At 60.0% G+C, this 18,164-nt stretch carries 14 protein-coding genes; 6 read left to right on the forward strand and 8 right to left on the reverse strand.

Annotation, left to right across the window (positions count from 1 at the left end; all coding sequences use genetic code 11):
• Positions 1 to 8 precede the first annotated feature (8 nt).
• From ELH03_RS28700 to ELH03_RS28725, 6 genes are all read left to right on the forward strand, one after another.
• On the forward strand, positions 9 to 1,298 hold the full coding sequence (locus ELH03_RS28700) for a phosphoribosyltransferase family protein (protein WP_130767064.1): 1,290 nt from the start codon (positions 9 to 11) through the stop codon (positions 1,296 to 1,298).
• A gap of 262 nt (positions 1,299 to 1,560) precedes the next feature.
• Positions 1,561 to 1,815 (forward strand): hypothetical protein, encoded by a 255-nt coding sequence (locus ELH03_RS28705; protein ID WP_245511452.1) that lies wholly within the window; start codon positions 1,561 to 1,563, stop codon positions 1,813 to 1,815.
• A gap of 125 nt (positions 1,816 to 1,940) precedes the next feature.
• Positions 1,941 to 4,157 carry a glycosyltransferase gene (locus tag ELH03_RS28710; protein ID WP_245504899.1) on the forward strand — a complete coding sequence of 739 codons (2,217 nt, stop codon included), beginning with the start codon at positions 1,941 to 1,943 and terminating at the stop codon, positions 4,155 to 4,157.
• A 194-nt stretch (positions 4,158 to 4,351) separates the two neighbouring features.
• Positions 4,352 to 6,658 carry a type VI secretion system Vgr family protein gene (locus tag ELH03_RS28715; RefSeq protein ID WP_130767067.1) on the forward strand — a complete coding sequence of 769 codons (2,307 nt, stop codon included), beginning with the start codon at positions 4,352 to 4,354 and terminating at the stop codon, positions 6,656 to 6,658.
• Between the two features lie 11 nt (positions 6,659 to 6,669).
• The gene (locus ELH03_RS28720; protein ID WP_130767068.1) at positions 6,670 to 7,095 is read left to right on the forward strand and encodes a DUF6484 domain-containing protein; all 426 of its coding nucleotides are present in this window, start codon (positions 6,670 to 6,672) and stop codon (positions 7,093 to 7,095) included.
• Positions 7,095 to 7,436, forward strand: a complete 342-nt coding sequence (locus ELH03_RS28725; RefSeq protein WP_130767069.1) for a hypothetical protein — start codon at positions 7,095 to 7,097, stop codon at positions 7,434 to 7,436. The genes ELH03_RS28720 and ELH03_RS28725 overlap by 1 nt, the downstream gene beginning before the upstream one ends.
• A 29-nt stretch (positions 7,437 to 7,465) precedes the next feature.
• Here ELH03_RS28725 and ELH03_RS28730 read toward each other — a convergent pair whose 3' ends face one another.
• The 8 genes from ELH03_RS28730 to tssK are packed head-to-tail and all read right to left on the reverse strand — an operon-like array spanning position 7,466 to position 18,147.
• Positions 7,466 to 8,314: a WD40/YVTN/BNR-like repeat-containing protein gene (locus ELH03_RS28730; RefSeq protein WP_130767070.1), complete on the reverse strand. Its 849-nt coding sequence runs from the start codon at positions 8,312 to 8,314 to the stop codon at positions 7,466 to 7,468.
• Positions 8,315 to 8,328: 14 nt separating this feature from the next.
• On the reverse strand, positions 8,329 to 9,297 hold the full coding sequence (locus ELH03_RS38160; RefSeq protein WP_245504900.1) for a DUF4150 domain-containing protein: 969 nt from the start codon (positions 9,295 to 9,297) through the stop codon (positions 8,329 to 8,331).
• Positions 9,272 to 10,318 carry a 3-oxoacyl-ACP synthase gene (locus tag ELH03_RS28740; RefSeq protein WP_130767071.1) on the reverse strand — a complete coding sequence of 349 codons (1,047 nt, stop codon included), beginning with the start codon at positions 10,316 to 10,318 and terminating at the stop codon, positions 9,272 to 9,274. The genes ELH03_RS38160 and ELH03_RS28740 overlap by 26 nt, the downstream gene beginning before the upstream one ends.
• Positions 10,315 to 11,424 (reverse strand): DUF2169 family type VI secretion system accessory protein, encoded by a 1,110-nt coding sequence (locus ELH03_RS28745; RefSeq protein WP_130767072.1) that lies wholly within the window; start codon positions 11,422 to 11,424, stop codon positions 10,315 to 10,317. The genes ELH03_RS28740 and ELH03_RS28745 overlap by 4 nt, the downstream gene beginning before the upstream one ends.
• The gene (gene tagF, locus ELH03_RS28750; protein WP_130767073.1) at positions 11,424 to 11,969 is read right to left on the reverse strand and encodes a type VI secretion system-associated protein TagF; all 546 of its coding nucleotides are present in this window, start codon (positions 11,967 to 11,969) and stop codon (positions 11,424 to 11,426) included. Before tagF ends, ELH03_RS28745 begins: the two co-directional genes overlap by 1 nt.
• Positions 11,951 to 15,481 carry a type VI secretion system membrane subunit TssM gene (tssM, locus tag ELH03_RS28755; RefSeq protein ID WP_130767074.1) on the reverse strand — a complete coding sequence of 1,177 codons (3,531 nt, stop codon included), beginning with the start codon at positions 15,479 to 15,481 and terminating at the stop codon, positions 11,951 to 11,953. The genes tagF and tssM overlap by 19 nt, the downstream gene beginning before the upstream one ends.
• Before the next feature lies 1 nt (position 15,482).
• Positions 15,483 to 16,808, reverse strand: coding sequence for a type IVB secretion system protein IcmH/DotU (gene icmH / locus ELH03_RS28760; RefSeq protein WP_130767075.1), 1,326 nt, complete (start codon positions 16,806 to 16,808; stop codon positions 15,483 to 15,485).
• Positions 16,809 to 16,812: 4 nt separating this feature from the next.
• Entirely contained in the window at positions 16,813 to 18,147 is a 1,335-nt protein-coding gene (tssK, locus tag ELH03_RS28765; protein WP_130767076.1) for a type VI secretion system baseplate subunit TssK, read from the reverse strand.
• Positions 18,148 to 18,164: the final 17 nt, after the last annotated feature.

The raw sequence follows: 18,164 nt of genomic DNA on the forward strand, positions 1-18,164 counted from the left end.
AAAAGCGGATGCAGTACCGCTCGATATCGGATCTTCACAGAGCGATCGTCAACGGGTTGCACATGCTGCCTCGCGATATCGACCTAGTCGTCGGCATTCCACGCAGCGGCTTGCTAGCCGCCAACATGCTGGGTCTTGTCGCCAACCTGCCGATGACCGATCTCGACAGCTTCGTGGAAGGCCGTGTTTATTCCTTCGGCGCGACGAAGAATACGGCTACGTTCAGGGGCGCATCAGACGTTCGAAAGGTGCTGGTCCTCGACGACAGCATCAATACCGGTGGGGCCATGCGGCAAGCCAAAGCCAAGTTGTTGGCATGCGAAAGCCCCGCTCAATTTGTCTTTGCAGCAGTCTATGGCCTGGGCGATAGGGTTGAGGGCGTCGACTTCATATTCGAGGTGGTTGAACAGCCCAGGCTGTTCCAGTGGAATTTCATGCATCATGGACTGTTGTCGAAGGCATGCGTCGATATCGACGGGGTGCTCTGCCTCGATCCGACAGAGGCGGAAAATGACGATGGTCCGACCTATGACTCCTTCTTGAGAAATGCTCGCGCGCTTCACAAACCGACGCGTTTCATCGCCTATCTCGTTACGAGCCGCCTGGAAAAGTATCGGTCCCTGACCGAAACATGGCTTCGCACAAATGCAATCGATTACGGCAAGCTCGTCATGCTCGATCTGCCGACCGCGACGGAGCGTCGGCGGCGCGGCATCCATGCAGGGTTCAAGGCCGCCTTTTATCGGCATAGCGATGCTGAAATCTTCATCGAGAGCAGTCTCAGACAGGCAACCGAGATTGCCAGCATATCGAACAAGCCGGTCCTTTGCACGGAGACCCACCAGATGGTTTTGCCGACCCCTTTGCGCAGCTTGTTCAGAATGAGAATTCCTTTCGACGCCTTTGCCTTTCTGAAGCGAGCGCAGGCAATGCCCGAGGAACTCCGCTATACGATCGCCGACGCGCAGAACCGCGCAAAATCCAGAACTCTCGTCACCTGGCTCGGGCCAAGGCCGGACGGCTTTGTCGATGCCATCGAATCCGTTCGAAAGATTTGCGTAGCCAAGAACGAATATCCGATCATCGTCCTTTCCGAATTCCATCAGGAACTGATGTCCCAGGCAGACACGCCGGTCGAATTTATTCCGCAGGTGCGCCACCTGCCGTCGCTTTCGGCCGGCCAATATCAGGACTACGCGCGCAGGCGTCACGACCTCATGTTGCGTAAATGGGCAATTTCGCGCGAGATCACGTTGGGGCTGGGCTTCGAGGAATTCCTTGCCGAGCAGTTGTCGTAGCGGAAAAGACGAACACACTTAAGACAAACCGCGGCTCAATCTTAAGGTTGAAAAGTGCATCTATTTGGTGCTTGAAAAGCCAGAGCAGTCCTTCAAGTCTGGATAGAACCATAGAAATAATGGGTTTCATCTTGCGGGCATTGACTTTCACAACTTGAAACTGCTTACTAAGAACAAGCTGCGGGGAGGGCAATATATGCTTCGGAAAATCTCTATCCTCGGAACGCTGATACTTGCTTCGTGCACGTCTCAAGGCTCAAACATGACGCTGGCGTCGATGATGAGCGGTTACCGGGGCGCACCGACCAGTGCGGAAACCGTGGCTTGGCGCAACGCACAGCGTAGCAACACCGATCAAGCCTATCGCAATTTCATCAGCCAGTATCCGAACAGTTCCTACGTCCCGGTCGCGACATCGAGGATCACCCGGTCGGTCAATCCCAAACCCGTTGCCGTCAGGGATTTTGGCGGTTCCGATCGCAGCTCATCTTTCGGTCGGAGCGGAAGCGCTTATTGACGCGGCTTGCCGGAAGACTGGCAATTCAATCTGGTAGCTCACTGTGGACCCGATCTGGCTTTCTAATGCATTTTGATATTGTCCATGCAGCCGATCCTCGATTTTATGGAGGCGCGTCATCGGCGGTGCGGGTCGAGATCCAAGCCGCCCGGCAATTTGGTCTCTCGACAGCGCTCCTTCCATTTCTGGGCGTTTCCGACATCCGCTCCAGGCGGTTCGAGGAACGTCTTCTCGACGTTCTCCAGCATCAGGAGGTGCCGTGGCTGACCGGCGAGGAGACAGTCGAGTGCGACATTCTATTTGCGCATAATCCTCTGGCGTTCGCGCACATGCCGACACGGCCACTGCGAATAAGATCGAAGGTCGTCCTACTTTCGGTCCAGCACCCGCCATTCGACGGGGCTGGAAATGCCCAATACAATATCGACGTGGTCAAACGGAACCTGGAGAGAATGTTCGGGGCTCCCGTCATCTTTGCTCCGGTCGGTCCCAAGGTGCGCAATCAGTTCGAAGACATCGTCGCCGGCAGACCCGAGCTCTTGGGTCATGATCTGTTCAACCTCATCGACCTCGGCGAATGGCCAGACAGGGCCGCGCCGCCGCCGCGCGAGCGGGCTATTATCGGCAGGCATTCGCGTCGCGATCTCTTGAAATGGCCGGACACCGAGGCTGAACTGCGCGCAGCCTATCCCGATCTTGGTAATGTCCAGGTGAAGATCATGGGCGGCGTGCCTGACCAGCTCGTGCCTCTTGTTGGATCCAACTGGAACGTCTCGCCCTATTCAAACAGCGGTGTGCCGCAGTTTCTGAACAGGCTAGATTTCTATGTGTTTTTTCACAGTCGACGCTGGATTGAGGCGTTTGGCATCGGCATTGCCGAAGCGATGGCGAGCGGGCTTGTGACCATCCTGGATCCATCGTTTCGGGACCTGTTCGAAGACGGTGCAGTCTATTGTCGGCCTAAGGAGACACCTGACGTGCTGGAGAGATATCTCGCGTCTCCCGAGGAGTTCAGCGCCCAGTCGACAGCCGCGCGCACATTGGTCGAGAGGAAGTTTTCGACGAGCCGCTACCCGGAAAGAATGCGTGCGCTCTATGACGCCCTCGGGCTTTGTGTGCCCCCCACGCTTGCCGTGGTCGACAAGCCCGTCGATGGTGACGGTTTCTCCGCGTCGCACGAGGGGGCAACGGTCCCTTCCGGGCCGCACAGATCGCAACGGTCGCCGATGGGACGACGGCGCGTTCTGTTTGTTGCGACAAACGGCATAGGCCTTGGCCACATTACGCGATTGATGGCGATCGCCGAGCGCATGTCGTCTGACATAGAGCCTGTCTTCCTGACAATGTCGGCCGGCTCTTCCATTATCGAAGCACGCGGGCATCCGGTTGACTATATACCGTCCGCCCCGAAGATCGGTGTGACTGACGACAGCTGGAACGAAGTCTTCGCACAGGAATTGCTGGCTGCCGTCGAGGCGTTTGCCATCAACAGCGTCGTCTTCGACAGCAACCATCCCTTTCCCGGTCTTCTAAAGGTTCTGGCGGCCCGTCCCGATCTGAACTGGGTCTGGATCCGCCGTGGGATGTGGGCTTCCCGACATGGTCTCGATCCGTCAATACAGCGTCTGTTCGACATGGTGATCGAGCCGGGTGAGTTCGCCGCGGACGAGGACCACGGCATCACCGCGCAATTGCGCGCTGGCGTGATCGGCGTTCCTCCCATCCTCCTCGTTGACGAGGAAGACAGGCTCCCGCGTTTGGAGGCTGCATCGGCTCTCGGTGCCGATCCGGCCGGTCTTGTCGCCGTCGTGCAGCTTGGTTCGGAACGCAATTTCGACGTCAGCCGGCTGCGGCCGGCGATCATAAGCGGGCTGCTCAAACATGGCGTCCAGGTTATCGATGCAGTTAATCCTCTCGCCCCGAAGCGAGAAGGCCATATCGGCGGCACCCTCCAGAAGGCCATATATCCGATCGCCAGATATTTCAACGCTGTCGACCTGATGATCACGAATGCCGGCTACAACAGCTTCCATGAATGTATTTATGGCGGCATCCCGGCAATCTTCGTTCCGAACGAGGCGCCCGTAATGGACGAGCAGGCCGTCAGAGCCGCCTATGCGCAAAGCTCCGGATTGGGGCTATGTCTGAGATCGGTGGATGTCGTGCGAGCGCACGAGGCGATCGAACTTGCCTTGTCGGAGGATTTTCTTGCCCAGCATCGCACGCGAGCAGGTCGCATCGTTTTTGCCAATGGGGCGCGTGAAGCGGCACTGGCGATCGAAGAGCTCGTATTCTCCGTCAGGACGGATCGCGCGCTCGGGGGATCGATTGCGCGCGTATGACGTTTTCGCCGCGCCGGTCCGATTGTGCAGGTCAGACCGATCCGCGCCTTCCGGGCGCGTCTTGCCGTCTCCCCGACCACCACTCGACAGGCGCTGGCCTGCTGCACTGTCGATGTCACTTCCGCAGCGACGGGCCTTTATGCTAGGCTTCTCCATCAGGATCGCCGGCGTCACGAGACAGGGGCATTCTCCGCATGGCTGATGATCGCAAGACAACCGTCCAGACGCCGCTCGGATCCGAAGCGCTGACGTTCACGCATCTCATCGGCCGCGACGAGGTCAGTCGGTGTTTTGCCTTCACGGTCGGCTTCATCAGTTCTGACGAGAATGTCGACGCACTCAAGCTGCTTGGAAAACCCCTGTCGGTGGAAGGGGAAGGCGGAGACAAGAAACGCTGGTTCAGCGGACTCGTCACTGACTTTCGCCTGACGCGCATCGAGGAAAGGTTCGCCTACTACGAGGCAGAGATGCGGCCTTGGCTTTGGCTGCTCGGCAACAGCACGGATTGCCGTATCTTCCAGAATATGAGCGTCGTCGAAATCGTCGAGAAGGTCTTTTCGAAGTACAAGGTGGCAAAATTCGAGAAGCGGTTGCAGGGTTCCTACGAGGCGCGGGAATATTGCGTGCAATATGACGAAACCGACCTCGACTTCGTGCAGCGGCTGCTCGAGCACGAAGGCATCATGTATTTCTTCGAGTATGACGAGGGTGAACACACACTCGTGCTTGCGGACGCCATGAACAAACTGAAGCCGGCACGAGGCTATGAGAGCGTCAAGTTCCGGGCCGAGGGCGATCCCGTGCGCCGGGACGAGGAATATATGACGGACTGGGTTGCGACCAGTTCTGTCCTGCCGGGCACCTTCGCCCACACGGACTACGATTTCACCAAGCCGGGCGCCGACCTCATGACGCAATCGGCGCAAGCTTTCTCTCACGCGGAGGCACAGGGCGAGCATTATCGCCATCCCGGTGCACATTTGACGGTCAGCCGCGGTGATGCAGTGGCCGTCGTGCGGCGGGAGGAAATTCAGGCGGCGCATCAACGGATCGCGGCCGCCGGCACCGTACGCGGCCTTGCCTCGGGTTGCAGGTTCAAGCTTGAAAATTTTCCTCGCAAGGATCAGAACGCGGAATATGTCGTGCTTCGCGCAGATTACCGTCTGTTCGACCCCGGCTACCGTCCCGCCGCCGATGCAAGGGAAGAAACCTTCCGGGCGATGTTTCAGGTCGCTCCGGCCTCCATCAGTTATCGGCCGCCTCGCATCACGATAAGGCCGGTCATGCGCGGGCCGCAGACAGCGACCGTAGTCGGTCCTGCGGGCGAGGAGATCTTCACAGACAAATATGCACGCGTGAAAGTCCAGTTTCACTGGGATCGCCTCGGCAAGAAGGACCAGAACAGTTCCTGTTTCGTGCGCGTGTCGCAGACCTGGAGCGGTGCCGGCTGGGGTTTTATCCAGATCCCCCGGATCGGCCAGGAAGTAATCGTTGACTTTCTCGAGGGGGATCCTGACCGGCCCATCATCACCGGCAGGGTCTATAACGGCAAGGAAATGCCGCCCTACGAGTTGCCGGGACATGCCACGCAATCCGGATTGAAGACGAATTCCTCGCCGGGGGGCGGTGGTTGGAATGAATTGCGTTTCGAAGATAAGGCCGGATCGGAGGAGGTCTATTTCCAGGCTCAGAAGGATCACAATCTTTTGATCAAGCACGATCGCAGCAAGCTCGTCCAGCACGACCAGTCGGACCGCATCGACAACAATGCCAAGCACTCCGTCGGTGTGAACCTCGACGAGGATGTCGGCAACAACAAGACGACCAAGGTGGGGGTCCACCGCACTGTCAATATCGGATCGAACGATACCGAGACGGTGGGGGTCAATCGATCTCTGACCGTGGGCGCCAACGAGACGATCAGTATCGGCTCGAACTCGACCGAGACAATCGGCGCCAATCACACTCAGACCGTGGCCATCGTCCAGACGGTGACGGTTGGCGCGGCCCGCGTCGACACCGTCGGCGCGGCGGAGACACGATCGGTCGGCGCGGCTCAGATGAATACGATCGGCACTGCCCGGTCGGTTAGCGTCGGTGCTGCCCAGAGCCACGAGATCGGCGCCTCTGACAGCTGGAATATCGGCTCTGACCAGGACGTGTCGATCGGCGGCGGTCAGGCGAGCAGCATCGGAAAGGGTCGCAGCGCCAAGATCGGCGACGACGACGCGACGGAAATCGGCGGAGGCCGGGCGGTGAAAGTCGCTAAAGGCAGTCTCGTCGAGGTAGGCGAGGATGGAGCGATCAAGATCGGAAAGGACCTTCTGATCGAAGCGGCAGACTCGGTCGTCATCAAATGCGGGTCGGCAAGCATCGCGATGAAGAAGGACGGCACAATCTCGATCGAAGGCAAGGACATTTCGATCAACGCCTCGGGCAAGTTCAATGGCAAGGCTTCGGGAGAGGTCACTTGGAAGGGCAGCAAGATTAACCAGAATTGAGGAACGGTCATATGTCCGATGTTACGGAGCGTATCGAGGGCGTGGTCATCGGCCTGCTTCTTGGTCTTGATGCAGGCGTGCCGCTGGTCGTTTTCCCCGGCAACCCCCAAGATGTTGCCTTGCGCGCGCGAAGCCTAGCCGAGCTGACCTCGGCCATGGTCGGGTCCGAAGTTGCGTTACTCTTTGAAGGCGGAGACGCCTTACGACCGCTAATCGTCGGCCGCATTGTCGATCCGGCTCGTCGCTCGCCAATGCCGAATGTGATCCGTGACGGTGAGCGTGTGCAGATCACTGCCGGGGAGCGGATCGAGCTTCGTTGCGGCAAGGCGACGATCATCATGGAAAAGGATGGGCACATTACCATTCGGGGCACGTATGTGACGAGCCACGCGAGCGCAGCCAATCGCGTCCGCGGCGGGTCGGTGAATCTCAACTGATGACAGCCGCGCCCGTTCTCCGCGAAATCGTCCGGCAACATGCCGAAATGGCGGCGTTCTTATGGACCGTCTATGATTATCACTTGCTTCATCCAGATGAAAATCCGGACATGGATGAGGAGCGCCTTGCTCGACTGGTTGAGAGGCTGGAGGCTCATCTGGACGGCGTGCGCGTGGCAGGAGAGGCGGGGCAAGAGATCGCGAAGGAACGATATGCCGAGTTTCCGGAAGCCGGAGAATTGTTTGTCATCAGGATGCTGTCCGTCAAGGAGCCGCCGCGAATTGCCGATCTCGACCTCGCGAAAGTAAGAGCCTATCTGAAAGCAAATGAACCGAACTGATCCTTCAACGCAAACATTTAAACATCCGATCAGTGGTATCGAACACCAAACCAAGCTGTTCCGTCAAATCGGGCGGCCACAGTGTCTCCTGCACTTGCGATATAGTTGTCGTTCGGGGCCAGTCGATAGGACGTGATCGTGTCTTTGACGTTGGTCACCGATATGCCATCGAACCGGAAAATACCTTCGCCGCCGCCAGCGAGATAAATTTCCTTGCGGAATTCAACAAGGGCGTGGAAGTTGTGACCGGGCTGAGATCGATCGTTCCAGATAGAACCCGCCCCCCGGAAGAGCGTGCCGCCTGCGCCGCAGACAAGGACGTCGCTTGCGTCTCGCGTAAGTAGGCCCAGCAATCGTTGGTTGGTTGGCAAATCGATCGGGGTCCAGGTGCCGCTAGAAAAATGCCAAAACAACCCATTGGCGCCGCAAGCATAGAGATTGTCAGAAGACGTGCCGCGGATCGAGAATATGACATCACCGAGCGGCGAACTGATGGCCGCCCATGCGTTGCCGTCCCAACGATGGACAATCCCTTCGTCGCCAGCTGTATAGACGTTATCGTCTGCGAGACCCCAGATGCAGGTCAGTGCCTGCGAAGAAATCTGCCAGACCGTCCAGCCTGTCCCGTTGTATCTGTGCACATTGCCCTCGGAATCCGTAACGTAGAGGAAACCGTTATCGGAACGCCAGATCGACGTCAGCCATACCTGTATGTCCAACAAGACAGTACGGACATTTGGTGCTGCTTGATCTGCAACGTCAGACTCTCGGCACACATGGGAATTGAAACCTTCGCCATCGCTATAGATGACGATACTGAAGATCGCACCATTGTCATCGAGCGCAACACCGTCGCAGCTCACAGAGTAATTGGCCATATCATTCCTCCTCGTTATAGGGGACCATTGGTTCCTGCGACCTGCTGCTTGAATGAGCCAGTCTTGGGCGCACGACACTGCGTGCTTTCCTTTGCCTGATCGTCACTGCCACTCATCATCGGTTTGAAAAAAGCGTCGCAGATCATGCGCAGGCAACTGACTGCAGGATGTTCTTTGCCGTCCGGGCCATCATTCATCGCTGGCGCCTTGGCTTTCTTCATTGCGTTCAAATTGCCTTCACGAACCTCGCTATACGTGGGGTTCTTGCCAGTATCGCGTTGCTTCTTGGCCCAGTCGTTTTGGGCGGCTGTTTTCTCGCCATGCTCCGTACCTCGCGTGGTCTTGTCGTCGAGGCACACGCACGGTGCGTCGCCGATCTTGTAGTCGGGCGTCGTACTGATCGCAGTGCCGCCACGTGAATTCTGAAAACAGGCATTTTGTAAGATATGGTCGGACTGCTGACTGGAGGAGCATTCCTTGTCGGCGTGTTTGTATGCGTGAACCTTCATTCCGAGATTCGCTAGGATTGACGCGCAGTCCACGCCGCCGATGCTCAGCTGGCCGATTTTTGGCCAAGGCGGGGCGTTGCCGGTCGGAGAGGCGTGGTTGTTGGTCGACAAATCACTCATCCGGCTGACGGGCTCGCCGTCAGCTTTGACGTTCCCGGACCAGGCAACGGCATATTCCTTTCCGGTGTTCGTCGACGTGATTATACCCTTCTTCGCCGCGCAACCGGCCTCAGTTCCGCTGGTTCGCGTGTAATATGACTTATTTTTCTGCGTTATCGTCTTGCCGCCGATCTTGACCGTACCGGTCCCATTGTCGGTATCGGAATCCATGCCAAAAGATGGATAGGGCACGGGCACCCCGGGAGGCGTGGCAGGATTTTCTGGCGGCGTGAAGCAAACATCAGGAAATGCCGCGATCACTTGGTTGGCCTGCGCCTTGCAGGCGACCTCAAGTCCATTTGCGAAGACGGTCATCGGTCCTCCCAAAGGCAAACACAGCAGCGCCGCAAGCGCCGGAATCACTGGACGCTTCGATGAGAACCGGATTGCCGGCAGCATAACCCTTACGGGCTGCCGAGTATGCCATTCCGATCATCATGGGGACGGCCGCGGCACCGACGTTGCCAAGGCTTTCCGCAGCGGACCACAGGTCTTGGAACTCATGCCGACCACGCAACAAGCGCAGGCTTGCCAGTGCGGTCTGCTTGAACCAGTAGGACTCCCCTATGAGATCGGCAACGCGGTAGCCTAGCTGGTTCATTTCGATGCCGGTCTCGTCAAGTGCAGTTCGATAGGCCTCCGTCATGCCGTCACCGCGAAACGGCAGATCTGCGGTATTGTGGATAAAGGCAGGGTCACGCGTAAGACCAAGACCAAAAAGCTGGAATCCACCGCCAACAGAATGGGCGCACAAAACGGCGGCAGCCGCTTCACCAGGAATGAACCCATCCGGATTATCTGCAGTCAGCAGGCGATCGCGCGCAACGTAATGAGCGACGGCGTCCGACGTCAGGTAGCTGTCGACGCCCGCTATGATCACGAATGGGACAGTACCTCGATCGAGCAAACTTCGGGCTTGACCGAGTGCGACATGGCCGGAGGGCCTGCCATAAGCTATGATGCGCGCATGTTGATCAATGCCGATATCGGCGATTTCACAAACTTGTTGCAGCAACCCCAAATCGTCCCGCACGGGCCGTCCCGGGCGGTTCTCTTCTGGCAGGCACAGCATGAGCGCAGTATTGCCGCGCGCCTCCGGCACCTTTTCGAGCGCCTCACAAATGGTCGCCGCTGCCATATGGGCAAGGCGTTTCTCGCCGACGAAATTACGCGGCATTGGTACGGGCGCGCCAATCAACCACGCACCGTCTGAGCCGACAAACCGTGTCTCCTGAAAGCCGTCGAGGCGCGCTCGCATAGCAGCACAAGATGACGGCGCATCAAGACCGACCGCCGTCACCATGCCGATTGATAGAATATCCAGCCTGGCGTTCATGCAGCATCAGCCTCCGCGTTGAACCGGGCGGGCAGATCAAGAAGGCGGATGTAGCGCTTGCCGCTAACACGCGCCCTCAGCATTCCCCTCGTCGGAGGTCCGATCCAGCATTCAGAGAAATCGAGGATCGATCGATGAATTCGCTGCGACACGCGCCAGACAAATGAAAAGCGTCGGTTTTCCAGATCGAATAAAATCGTATCGGGCAATACCGGCCTCTCGAAGGACTTCTCATCGCCTCTGAACAGGGTGATCGGAAGACTGGTGGGCGGTAGCCGGAAACTTTCACGCCCTGACGGGGTCAAGTTGACGATCACCACTTCCTCACCGCCGCTCGGGAAATTTGTCTGCTGATCGGGCGGCGCCATCTGGAAATAGCGCTCATCGAAATCGGCAGGAAGGAAGGGGAAAACGTTGTCGATCCAGTTCTGGTCATAAGTCCCACCGAATTCGATCCTGTCGGGCCAGGCCCGGCCGTAAGGGCCGAAGCTCATAGGGCGGTAGTCGCCGAAGGGCGATCGGACCTCCTCGCCTGTGGCCTGGGTGTTGGGCAAGCGCAGCCCGGGAACGAGACGCTGATTGCCGGTGCGCGCCCAGCCGGTGCCAACTGGGTTTTGCCTGTAGCTCGCGGGCAGCTTGTCGTTAGGATCGAGGCGATCGGTGCCACCCCATGCGGTATCATATGAGAAGGGTTGACGCAGGAAGGGTTGCGGGGCGGAGGCGGCAAAGACCGGTCCCAGCGCCCGCCACTCGCGATCTCCGAGCACATCGAACACTTTCGACCAATTCCCGAGCTTTATTCCAACCGTAACACGTTCGGCCGGTCGGCCCCCGGGAGCATAGGCGCATCCGTTAGCGATGACGTCGCAGCGCGGTTTGCGGAATGCAAAATCCGTCTCCCACAGGGGGGCCGAAAACCCAGGCGCCCCGGTGTGTGTGTCGGCCATGACCAGCGGCATCTGCACAGGTGATTTGCGCACGGCACCACCGGGGGTTTGCGGGAAGTCGAAGGTCCCCTTGACGACAACAACAACATATTCGTGACCGGCCTTGTCCATGCCCATGGTGAATTCGGTCGGATAGCTCGTTTGATTCCAGATCTTCATCAGGTGTCACCCGGGTCTTCGGGGAAAAACTGGCGCAATGCCATGTCGGGCGCGCCAGGGTCGATCTCCACGCTTGCGCAATGGCTCATCCAGAATCTCATACCGCCGACAATATCGCCGGAGGCGGCAGCGGCAGGATAAGGCAGCGTCGCAAGACGCGTGGCCAATGCATCTCCGTCAATCCCTTCCTCTCGTGCCGCTATGCCTGCCGCTTCCAGGTCATCGAACCAGTCGGCCGCAACGCTGGCAATCTCGGCGGCCGCAAGGGGCGGCGCTGCTGCGATCGTCAGCGGAAACTGGCGGCCTGCGCGGTCGGCGCTTGCCAGGATCACGCCCGTCATCGGACCAAATGTGTCGCTGCCGAGGAGAAAACGCAGGATCGGGGGGTAGCCCTGAGGCCCTTGCGAAAGCCGGTGAACCAGATGCCGGCTGATCCAGCAATCCCACCGCCCGACGAAGGAGGCAGGCAGCCGGCGGGTGACGAAATCTCCCATCGCCGGCAACTTTCCGAAAAATCCTGGCAGGATCAAAGCTGCGTCGGGCACGAAAACCTCGCAAACATCTTCAGGTCGAAGGGATTGGCCACACTCCCCGCCCTGAGCTCGAAATCGGCATAATAGCTCTGGGCGGCGAGCCGCAGTTTGAAAAGCTCGGCGAGATTGGTTCCGGTGAGCCGGCCGGCGCGCAGCATTCGCAGGAAGGCCCAGCTCCCGGTCTCGCTGGCCATGACTTCGGGTGAGCCGTCGATCGGCTGGAAGGAGAGGATGATCACGCCGGTACCATCCTTGCCCGGCCAGGTCATTTGTTGTGGGCGGGTAGGGTTGTTGAAATAGGACAGACTCTGCCCGTCGACGTTCAGGGTCACGCGGCTGACCGTGGGCGAAAGATCCTTCGGCTCAAGTGTGAAGGTCAGGATCGGTCCCGCACCGCCAGGAAACAGGCTGTCACGGATCAAGCGGGCTTGCTCCAGCGCCACGAGCGGCGCGGGATCGAGTTTGATGTCGGAGCGCCATTTCCAGGGATGGCTGGTCGTGTCGATATAGTTGACGAGGTTGTTGTTGGTGAAATTGTCGATCAGTCCGCCGGGGCCGAAGACGCGCTGGAAGTCGACCACCGTGACATCGATTGGACTGTCCGGGACGAAGGGATATCGGTTGGTCAATGCCGCCTGACAAAAGGGAAGCACATCGGCGCGCCAGATCGCGTTCAGCTCCGAAGTGACCGCGCCGGTCGCCAGCTCACTGGTATCGCCAGCCAGTCCCGCCAGCCAGTCGTCCAGCGGATCGGGAAGGGTAACGGCCTGTTTTGCCACCGCCCCGGTCAGTTCCGCCAGGCCACCTTGCCGTTTCATGGCGTCCTGGGCATCCGGGCTTGCCGAGACCGTCTGGAGCATGTTCGAGAGGGCAGTCAGGGCTGCGACCGCATCGTTGAGCGCCGGAGGCTGGCCGTCGACCTCGACGACGGCGGCCTTGATCGGTTTAAAATGCTCGGCAACCAGGGCACCCGACAGGTCCACATCCGACTTCGCGCCGGCTGCTGGCATCATTTTCACGCCCTTGGAGGCAAGCTTGCCGATCTTGCCGAGCTTCGACAGGAGTTTGGATGTTCCAGCCGGCGGGGTCTGGCCGCCACCGTCATCCTCGGGGCGTGTCAGTTCCGTCTCGCGCACGATGGCGGTCAGCAAACGCTTCATGGACGAGTCCGCGCTCGAAAGATCCTTGAGATTTTCACCGGCCGTCTGCAGGTCAGAGAGCGGCGCAAGCCGGACGTCCCGCATGAAGCCGTCCCACTTGGCGATATAGTCGTCATAATAGAGCTTGAGGATGTCCTGCGAAAGCGCCGCGACCGACGGGCTGGCGCTTTCAGAGCATCCGCCTGCAAAGACGGAGCGGTCCAGGGCGGCCTGGGTGGCGACATCTTCGAGGCGGGCGAGGATGACGTTGTGAAAACCGTCATAGGTGAAAGCACCGCTGATGCCCACCCTGAGCGTCTTGTCCGAGCGGCGTGCCAGCACCTTCAGGCCATTCGGGCCGACATGGTCGGCCGGAATCCACTGCTTCAGCGCCGCGACCTCCGGATCCGAGAGCAGCGCATTATAGGCGCGCACAGGCAGCGGGATCGAGCAGATCGTCCGCAGAGCTTCGGCCACCAGTGCTTCGTCGGGGGCGACGAAGGCCTGTTCCGTCGCCATATTGTCGATCGCCGCAAGTTGATGATCCGATGCCATTTCGGTCTTGAAGGGCGGTATGGGTGCTGAGCCCGGCAGCGTCTCGACCCACCATAGCTTGGCGAAGTCCGGATCCATCGGCGACAGCCCGGTCATCATGCGATAGGTCTTCAGCGCACCCAGCTGGAATTCGGGATCCCGGATTTTCCGCCACATTGTCGCCTCAAGCAGAGCGACCATGCGCGGCTCCAATATATTGCGCAGCGTGCGGTCATAGGCATCCGACTGCGCCTGATGGATCGCGGCTTCAGCCGAAGGTCCGATCAGAGCGGCCGCGCCTCCAGGCGGGTCCGTGCGGGCGTTGGCAACTTCCGTTGCCGCTTCGAGGCCGAGATCGAGGTCGAGTGGGTCGACAGGTGCCTGGCGCGCGGCAACCGGGGAGAGGGGAAGCTGCAGGCCCTCAAGTTGCTCGGCTTGCGCCGCCAGAGCCGCGTCGTTTCTCCTATAGGACAGGGTGAACAGCAAGGTAGAGATGACCACGAACGCGGTCGCGGCCACCACTGCGCCGCGCCAAATCCAGATACGCCGTTCTTCTGCCGCCGGGTCGAACGTGCCGAGCCCCGCTTCCCTGAAAATCACCTTCGTCAGCAGGTCCTTCAGGAAGAAGCTGCGTTTCTCCACCCGCAACATCGGGGAGGCGGGTTGGGCAGGCAGTCCAAAGGATGACGCCAGCGCCGCCGTCAACCTGTCGATTGCCGTGCCTTCCTGGGTCGCCGACGTCAGATAGATGCCCCGCAACCACGCGCTTTCGGCATACTTGCTTTCGCCGAAGACGGTTTCGATCAAAACCCGCACAGGTTCTGAAAGGCTTTCAACTTGGGCCGGGAACCGGAATATCTCTGCCCGGTCCGCGAGACTTTCCTCGCCTTCGAGCCGCGGGATGAGACGCCGTTCGAGCACGCCTGCAAGTGTGGAAATCTCTTGCGTGACTTCGGCGCCGTCGATGCGCGCGCCCGGAGCAAAGGTCGCCCCCCACACCTGTTCCCGATCTGCCGTCGACAACGACCCGAAGAATTTCTCGAACCCCTTTATCAGGTCGGCCTTTGTCAGCATGAGATAGACTGGCAAGCGGATTCCGAGGCGCTCCTGGAGTTCCGCCAGCCGTTTGCGGATCTGACGCCCATGCATGCGGATTGCCGCATCGTCTTCGGACAGCGTGTCGATACCAAGCGCCACGATCACGCCGTTCAAGGCGCGACGACCCCTATGCTTCTTCAGGAGATCGAGGAAGCCCAGCCATTCGGCGGCATCGACTTCCGGCTGGCTCTCCTGCTGAACATAGCGCCCCGCCGTGTCGATCAGCACCGCTTCCTCGGTGAAGAACCAGTCGCAATTGCGCGTGCCGCCAACGCCATGCAGATCGTCGGTCAGATCGATCGGAAAGCTCAGTCCGGATTGCCTGAGGGCTGTGGTCTTGCCGGTCGCAGGCGGACCGATGATGACATACCAGGGCATCTCGCGCAGAAACTTTCGGCCGCCGACCTTCTGGCGTTTGAGACCCGCCATGACCTCGCGGAATTTTGCACCGACGGCGGCAACGCCTTCTTCGGACGGACTTGGCGGCGCTTCAGGCTGGGGAGCAATTTCGGAAACGAAGAGGCGATTGGCGCGTACCGCACGCCGCCGCGCCACAATCCACCAGAGGATGAACAGGAGAAACAGAAGGCCGATGATGACCAGTCGCACGATCTCGGACGCAAAGGGCGCACTGTCTCCGACGCTGACGATTGGACCGAAGATCCACACGATTAGGGACAACAGGATGAGCCCGATGAAGGTCCAGAGCCAGCGAGACGTGACAATGGCCCAGAGGAACCGGAAGGTCGCCATCTCAGAGCCTCTTTTCAATCAGGATTTCGATGCGCCGGTTGGCAGCCCGCCCCTCGCGCGTATTGTTGCCGGCGAGCGGCTGGCTTGCCGCGCGTCCTTGTGACTTCAACCGTTCGGCCGGCACCCCGGCAGCTGCGAGCAACGAGGCAATGGTTGCAGCGCGCGCCTCGGAAAGGCGCTGATTATTGGACAGGGGATTGGATGCCTGGACCGGGACATTATCGGTATGGCCGGTGATCGTAACGCCACCGATCAATTCCGCATTCTGCTTGAGAACCGTTGCAATGGAAGCAACGAGAGGTTCAAAGTCCTTGGTCAATTCGGGTCTGGCGGACTGGAAAAGCTCAGGTGTGCTTGATTGCAAGAGAAGCGTGACCGAAGAGGCGTTTTCATTTCCCTTCAGGGCCGGGAGCAGCGGCGCAGGGGCGGCGGCGCGGAATTCCGGCAGCAGCTCGATAACGACCGGCTCCACCGGCGGCGCGTTTGGCGGCGGGGTGCGCTTTTCCGGCCGGTAGATTTCGGCGCGCTCGGGCGGTGGCAGTGCCCGCACGAGCGCAGCAAGCCCCTCCGCCTTGGTATCGAGGCGCATTGACAGCGCCAAATAGATCGCGGTCGAGAGTGCGACAGCAACGACAGCCAGGACCCAGATCGGCACGGCAAACCGGGATGGTTCGTCGGCCGCAGCGATCCCCTCCCATCGGGGTGACAGCGGCGCGTCCTCCGCATCGGCATCTTTGAGGAAGCGGGCTGCCGCCGCACGAACGGCGCTGATCGAGCGGTCGCCGGCGCGGCCGGGCACGCGATACTTGCCGCGAAAACCGAGCGCCAGGCAGAAATACTGGAGTTCGAGCAATTCCTTATCGCGCCCGGGATGGCGTTCAAGTTCTTCCAGCCTTGCAAAAAACTGCGCGCCGGCATCGACATCGCCCCGCAGCATGACGACGAGCGGCTGGCGCGGCCACGCGCTTGCTCCACCCCAGGGCGTGTTCAGCGCCAGATCGTCGAGCAGCGAGGCGACAGCCCAGGCGGCCGCGTCTGCACGCTGCAGGACCGAACCGGACGCCATCGCCGCGTCCCGCGCCACCACAAGGTCATCCATCAATCTCGTTCGCAGCACTTCCGGGTTGTTCGGCGGCAAGGCGCTTTCGAGTTCGGGGGCAAATTCCAGCAATTTGGCGAACGCATTGATCAATGTGTTCGGATGAGATCGTGCCCGCCTTGCCAGGCTGGCTGCAGCGGCAGCCTGCCTTGCGCCCGACGATGGCGGAGGCCGGATACGTGTCCGGCCCTGATCGCCCGATAGACCGAATGGATCCTCACTTGCCATGGCGCTACCTGTTTACCGAATAGCAGTCGACCTGTGGTTCACTGGGCAACACGCCGGACACGCCAATCACGAAGCCGGGCGAGCGCAGCAGGGATTCCCAATGTTCGCTGCGCTGATCGAGCTCGAGGCAAAGACGGTCCCCGTCATAGGGAATTTCGCGCGGCTGCGAATGAAGCGGCTTCAGACGGATGCCGGGCAACCTGGACTTCCACAAGGCTTCGAACTCGTCTGCTGCACCGACGGTGACCTGATCGACGAAGATCTTGCGCAGCGCGTCTTCTGACATGTCGCATCCGACGCGTACGACAATACGGCTTGCGGTCAGCAATTCGGGATTATCGACCCGGACCTTCCAGACGTTTGTCGCATGTTTGAGAACGGGCAGTGCCCTTGATTTCGGCTCCACGTAACGCAGGCTGAGGATCAGCGAACGTAGGGTGTCAGCGAGCGCGGCATAGGCGGGTCCCGGCAGCATGTGGTCATAGGTCGGTAGTTCGGTCAGCCGGCGCGACCCTGACCCGTAGGTCGCCATCCGTCCTGCAAGTCCGCTGAGCTCCAGAAAGAGCTCGGCCGGGTGAAAGACCTCCTGGGGAAGGATATGTGCTAGCCGCGCCCGCGCGGTGTTTGCAAGATCGAGCACCAAAAGGTTTTCCACGCTGCGGCCCGCACCGCCGAGGACCATCTTTCCGTGCGCATCGGCAATGCGGTCGAGGCCGGTGATCACTTCCTGCATGAGCTGGCCGTAGAAGGCCACCGCACCGGTCACGAGAGCCGGCGGCAGAAAGTTCTCCCCGATCGCGACGCTCCCGTCAGCGAGCAGTCCGTTGACCTTTGCGACCGGCATCGCCGTATATCCGCCGGTTATTTGCGCCGGCGACAGAAGTAGGGCTTGCGGCCGGGCGATCTCGATTTCCTCCGGATCGGCGCCGCCGTGGACGGCATCGCGCATCGGCTCGATCTGGCCTTTGTAGCGCGCCCCGGTCGGCTCGCCATGGGCGGCATCGAAGCTCACGCCTCCGGGCGGTTCCAGCGGAAGGGCAAGCTGCACCAATCCAGAGCCCATGTCGCGGGCGATGGACAAAGGGGCGGGTGCATCCATGGTCTCGGGAATGGAAAAGGGCGTGCCGTCCGGGAAAATGCCGCGCGCCGACAAGACCGCCACCCGGCCGGCTTCGAGCTGTGCGGCATCCAGCATCAGGGATCTGAAGCCGAACGTCTGCAGCCGTCCAGCCTGCAGCGCGCCGCGCATCAGCGCCTCGGTATATCGATCCTGCTGTTGAAAATGCTGCGTCCGCAAGAAGAGCCCTTCGGACCAGAGCACCTTATTCGTATCGGTCATGGGGAAACGCCCTCCCT

The organism is Rhizobium beringeri (assembly GCF_004306515.1).
In the GTDB taxonomy this organism is placed as follows: domain Bacteria; phylum Pseudomonadota; class Alphaproteobacteria; order Rhizobiales; family Rhizobiaceae; genus Rhizobium; species Rhizobium beringeri.

Excerpts from the sequence above, each read along its gene's own strand:
- ELH03_RS28745 (WP_130767072.1), bottom strand. The coding sequence starts at position 11,424 with ATGAAGATCTGGAATCAAACGAGCTATCCGACCGAATTCACCATGGGC.
- ELH03_RS28730 (WP_130767070.1), bottom strand. The coding sequence starts at position 8,314 with ATGGCCAATTACTCTGTGAGCTGCGACGGTGTTGCGCTCGATGACAAT.
- ELH03_RS28725 (WP_130767069.1), top strand. The coding sequence starts at position 7,095 with ATGACAGCCGCGCCCGTTCTCCGCGAAATCGTCCGGCAACATGCCGAA.
- tssM (WP_130767074.1), bottom strand. The coding sequence starts at position 15,481 with ATGGCGACCTTCCGGTTCCTCTGGGCCATTGTCACGTCTCGCTGGCTC.
- ELH03_RS28720 (WP_130767068.1), top strand. The coding sequence starts at position 6,670 with ATGTCCGATGTTACGGAGCGTATCGAGGGCGTGGTCATCGGCCTGCTT.
- ELH03_RS28700 (WP_130767064.1), top strand. The coding sequence starts at position 9 with ATGCAGTACCGCTCGATATCGGATCTTCACAGAGCGATCGTCAACGGG.
- ELH03_RS38160 (WP_245504900.1), bottom strand. The coding sequence starts at position 9,297 with ATGACCGTCTTCGCAAATGGACTTGAGGTCGCCTGCAAGGCGCAGGCC.
- tssK (WP_130767076.1), bottom strand. The coding sequence starts at position 18,147 with ATGACCGATACGAATAAGGTGCTCTGGTCCGAAGGGCTCTTCTTGCGG.
- ELH03_RS28740 (WP_130767071.1), bottom strand. The coding sequence starts at position 10,318 with ATGAACGCCAGGCTGGATATTCTATCAATCGGCATGGTGACGGCGGTC.
- ELH03_RS28715 (WP_130767067.1), top strand. The coding sequence starts at position 4,352 with ATGGCTGATGATCGCAAGACAACCGTCCAGACGCCGCTCGGATCCGAA.
- ELH03_RS28705 (WP_245511452.1), top strand. The coding sequence starts at position 1,561 with ATGACGCTGGCGTCGATGATGAGCGGTTACCGGGGCGCACCGACCAGT.
- icmH (WP_130767075.1), bottom strand. The coding sequence starts at position 16,808 with ATGGCAAGTGAGGATCCATTCGGTCTATCGGGCGATCAGGGCCGGACA.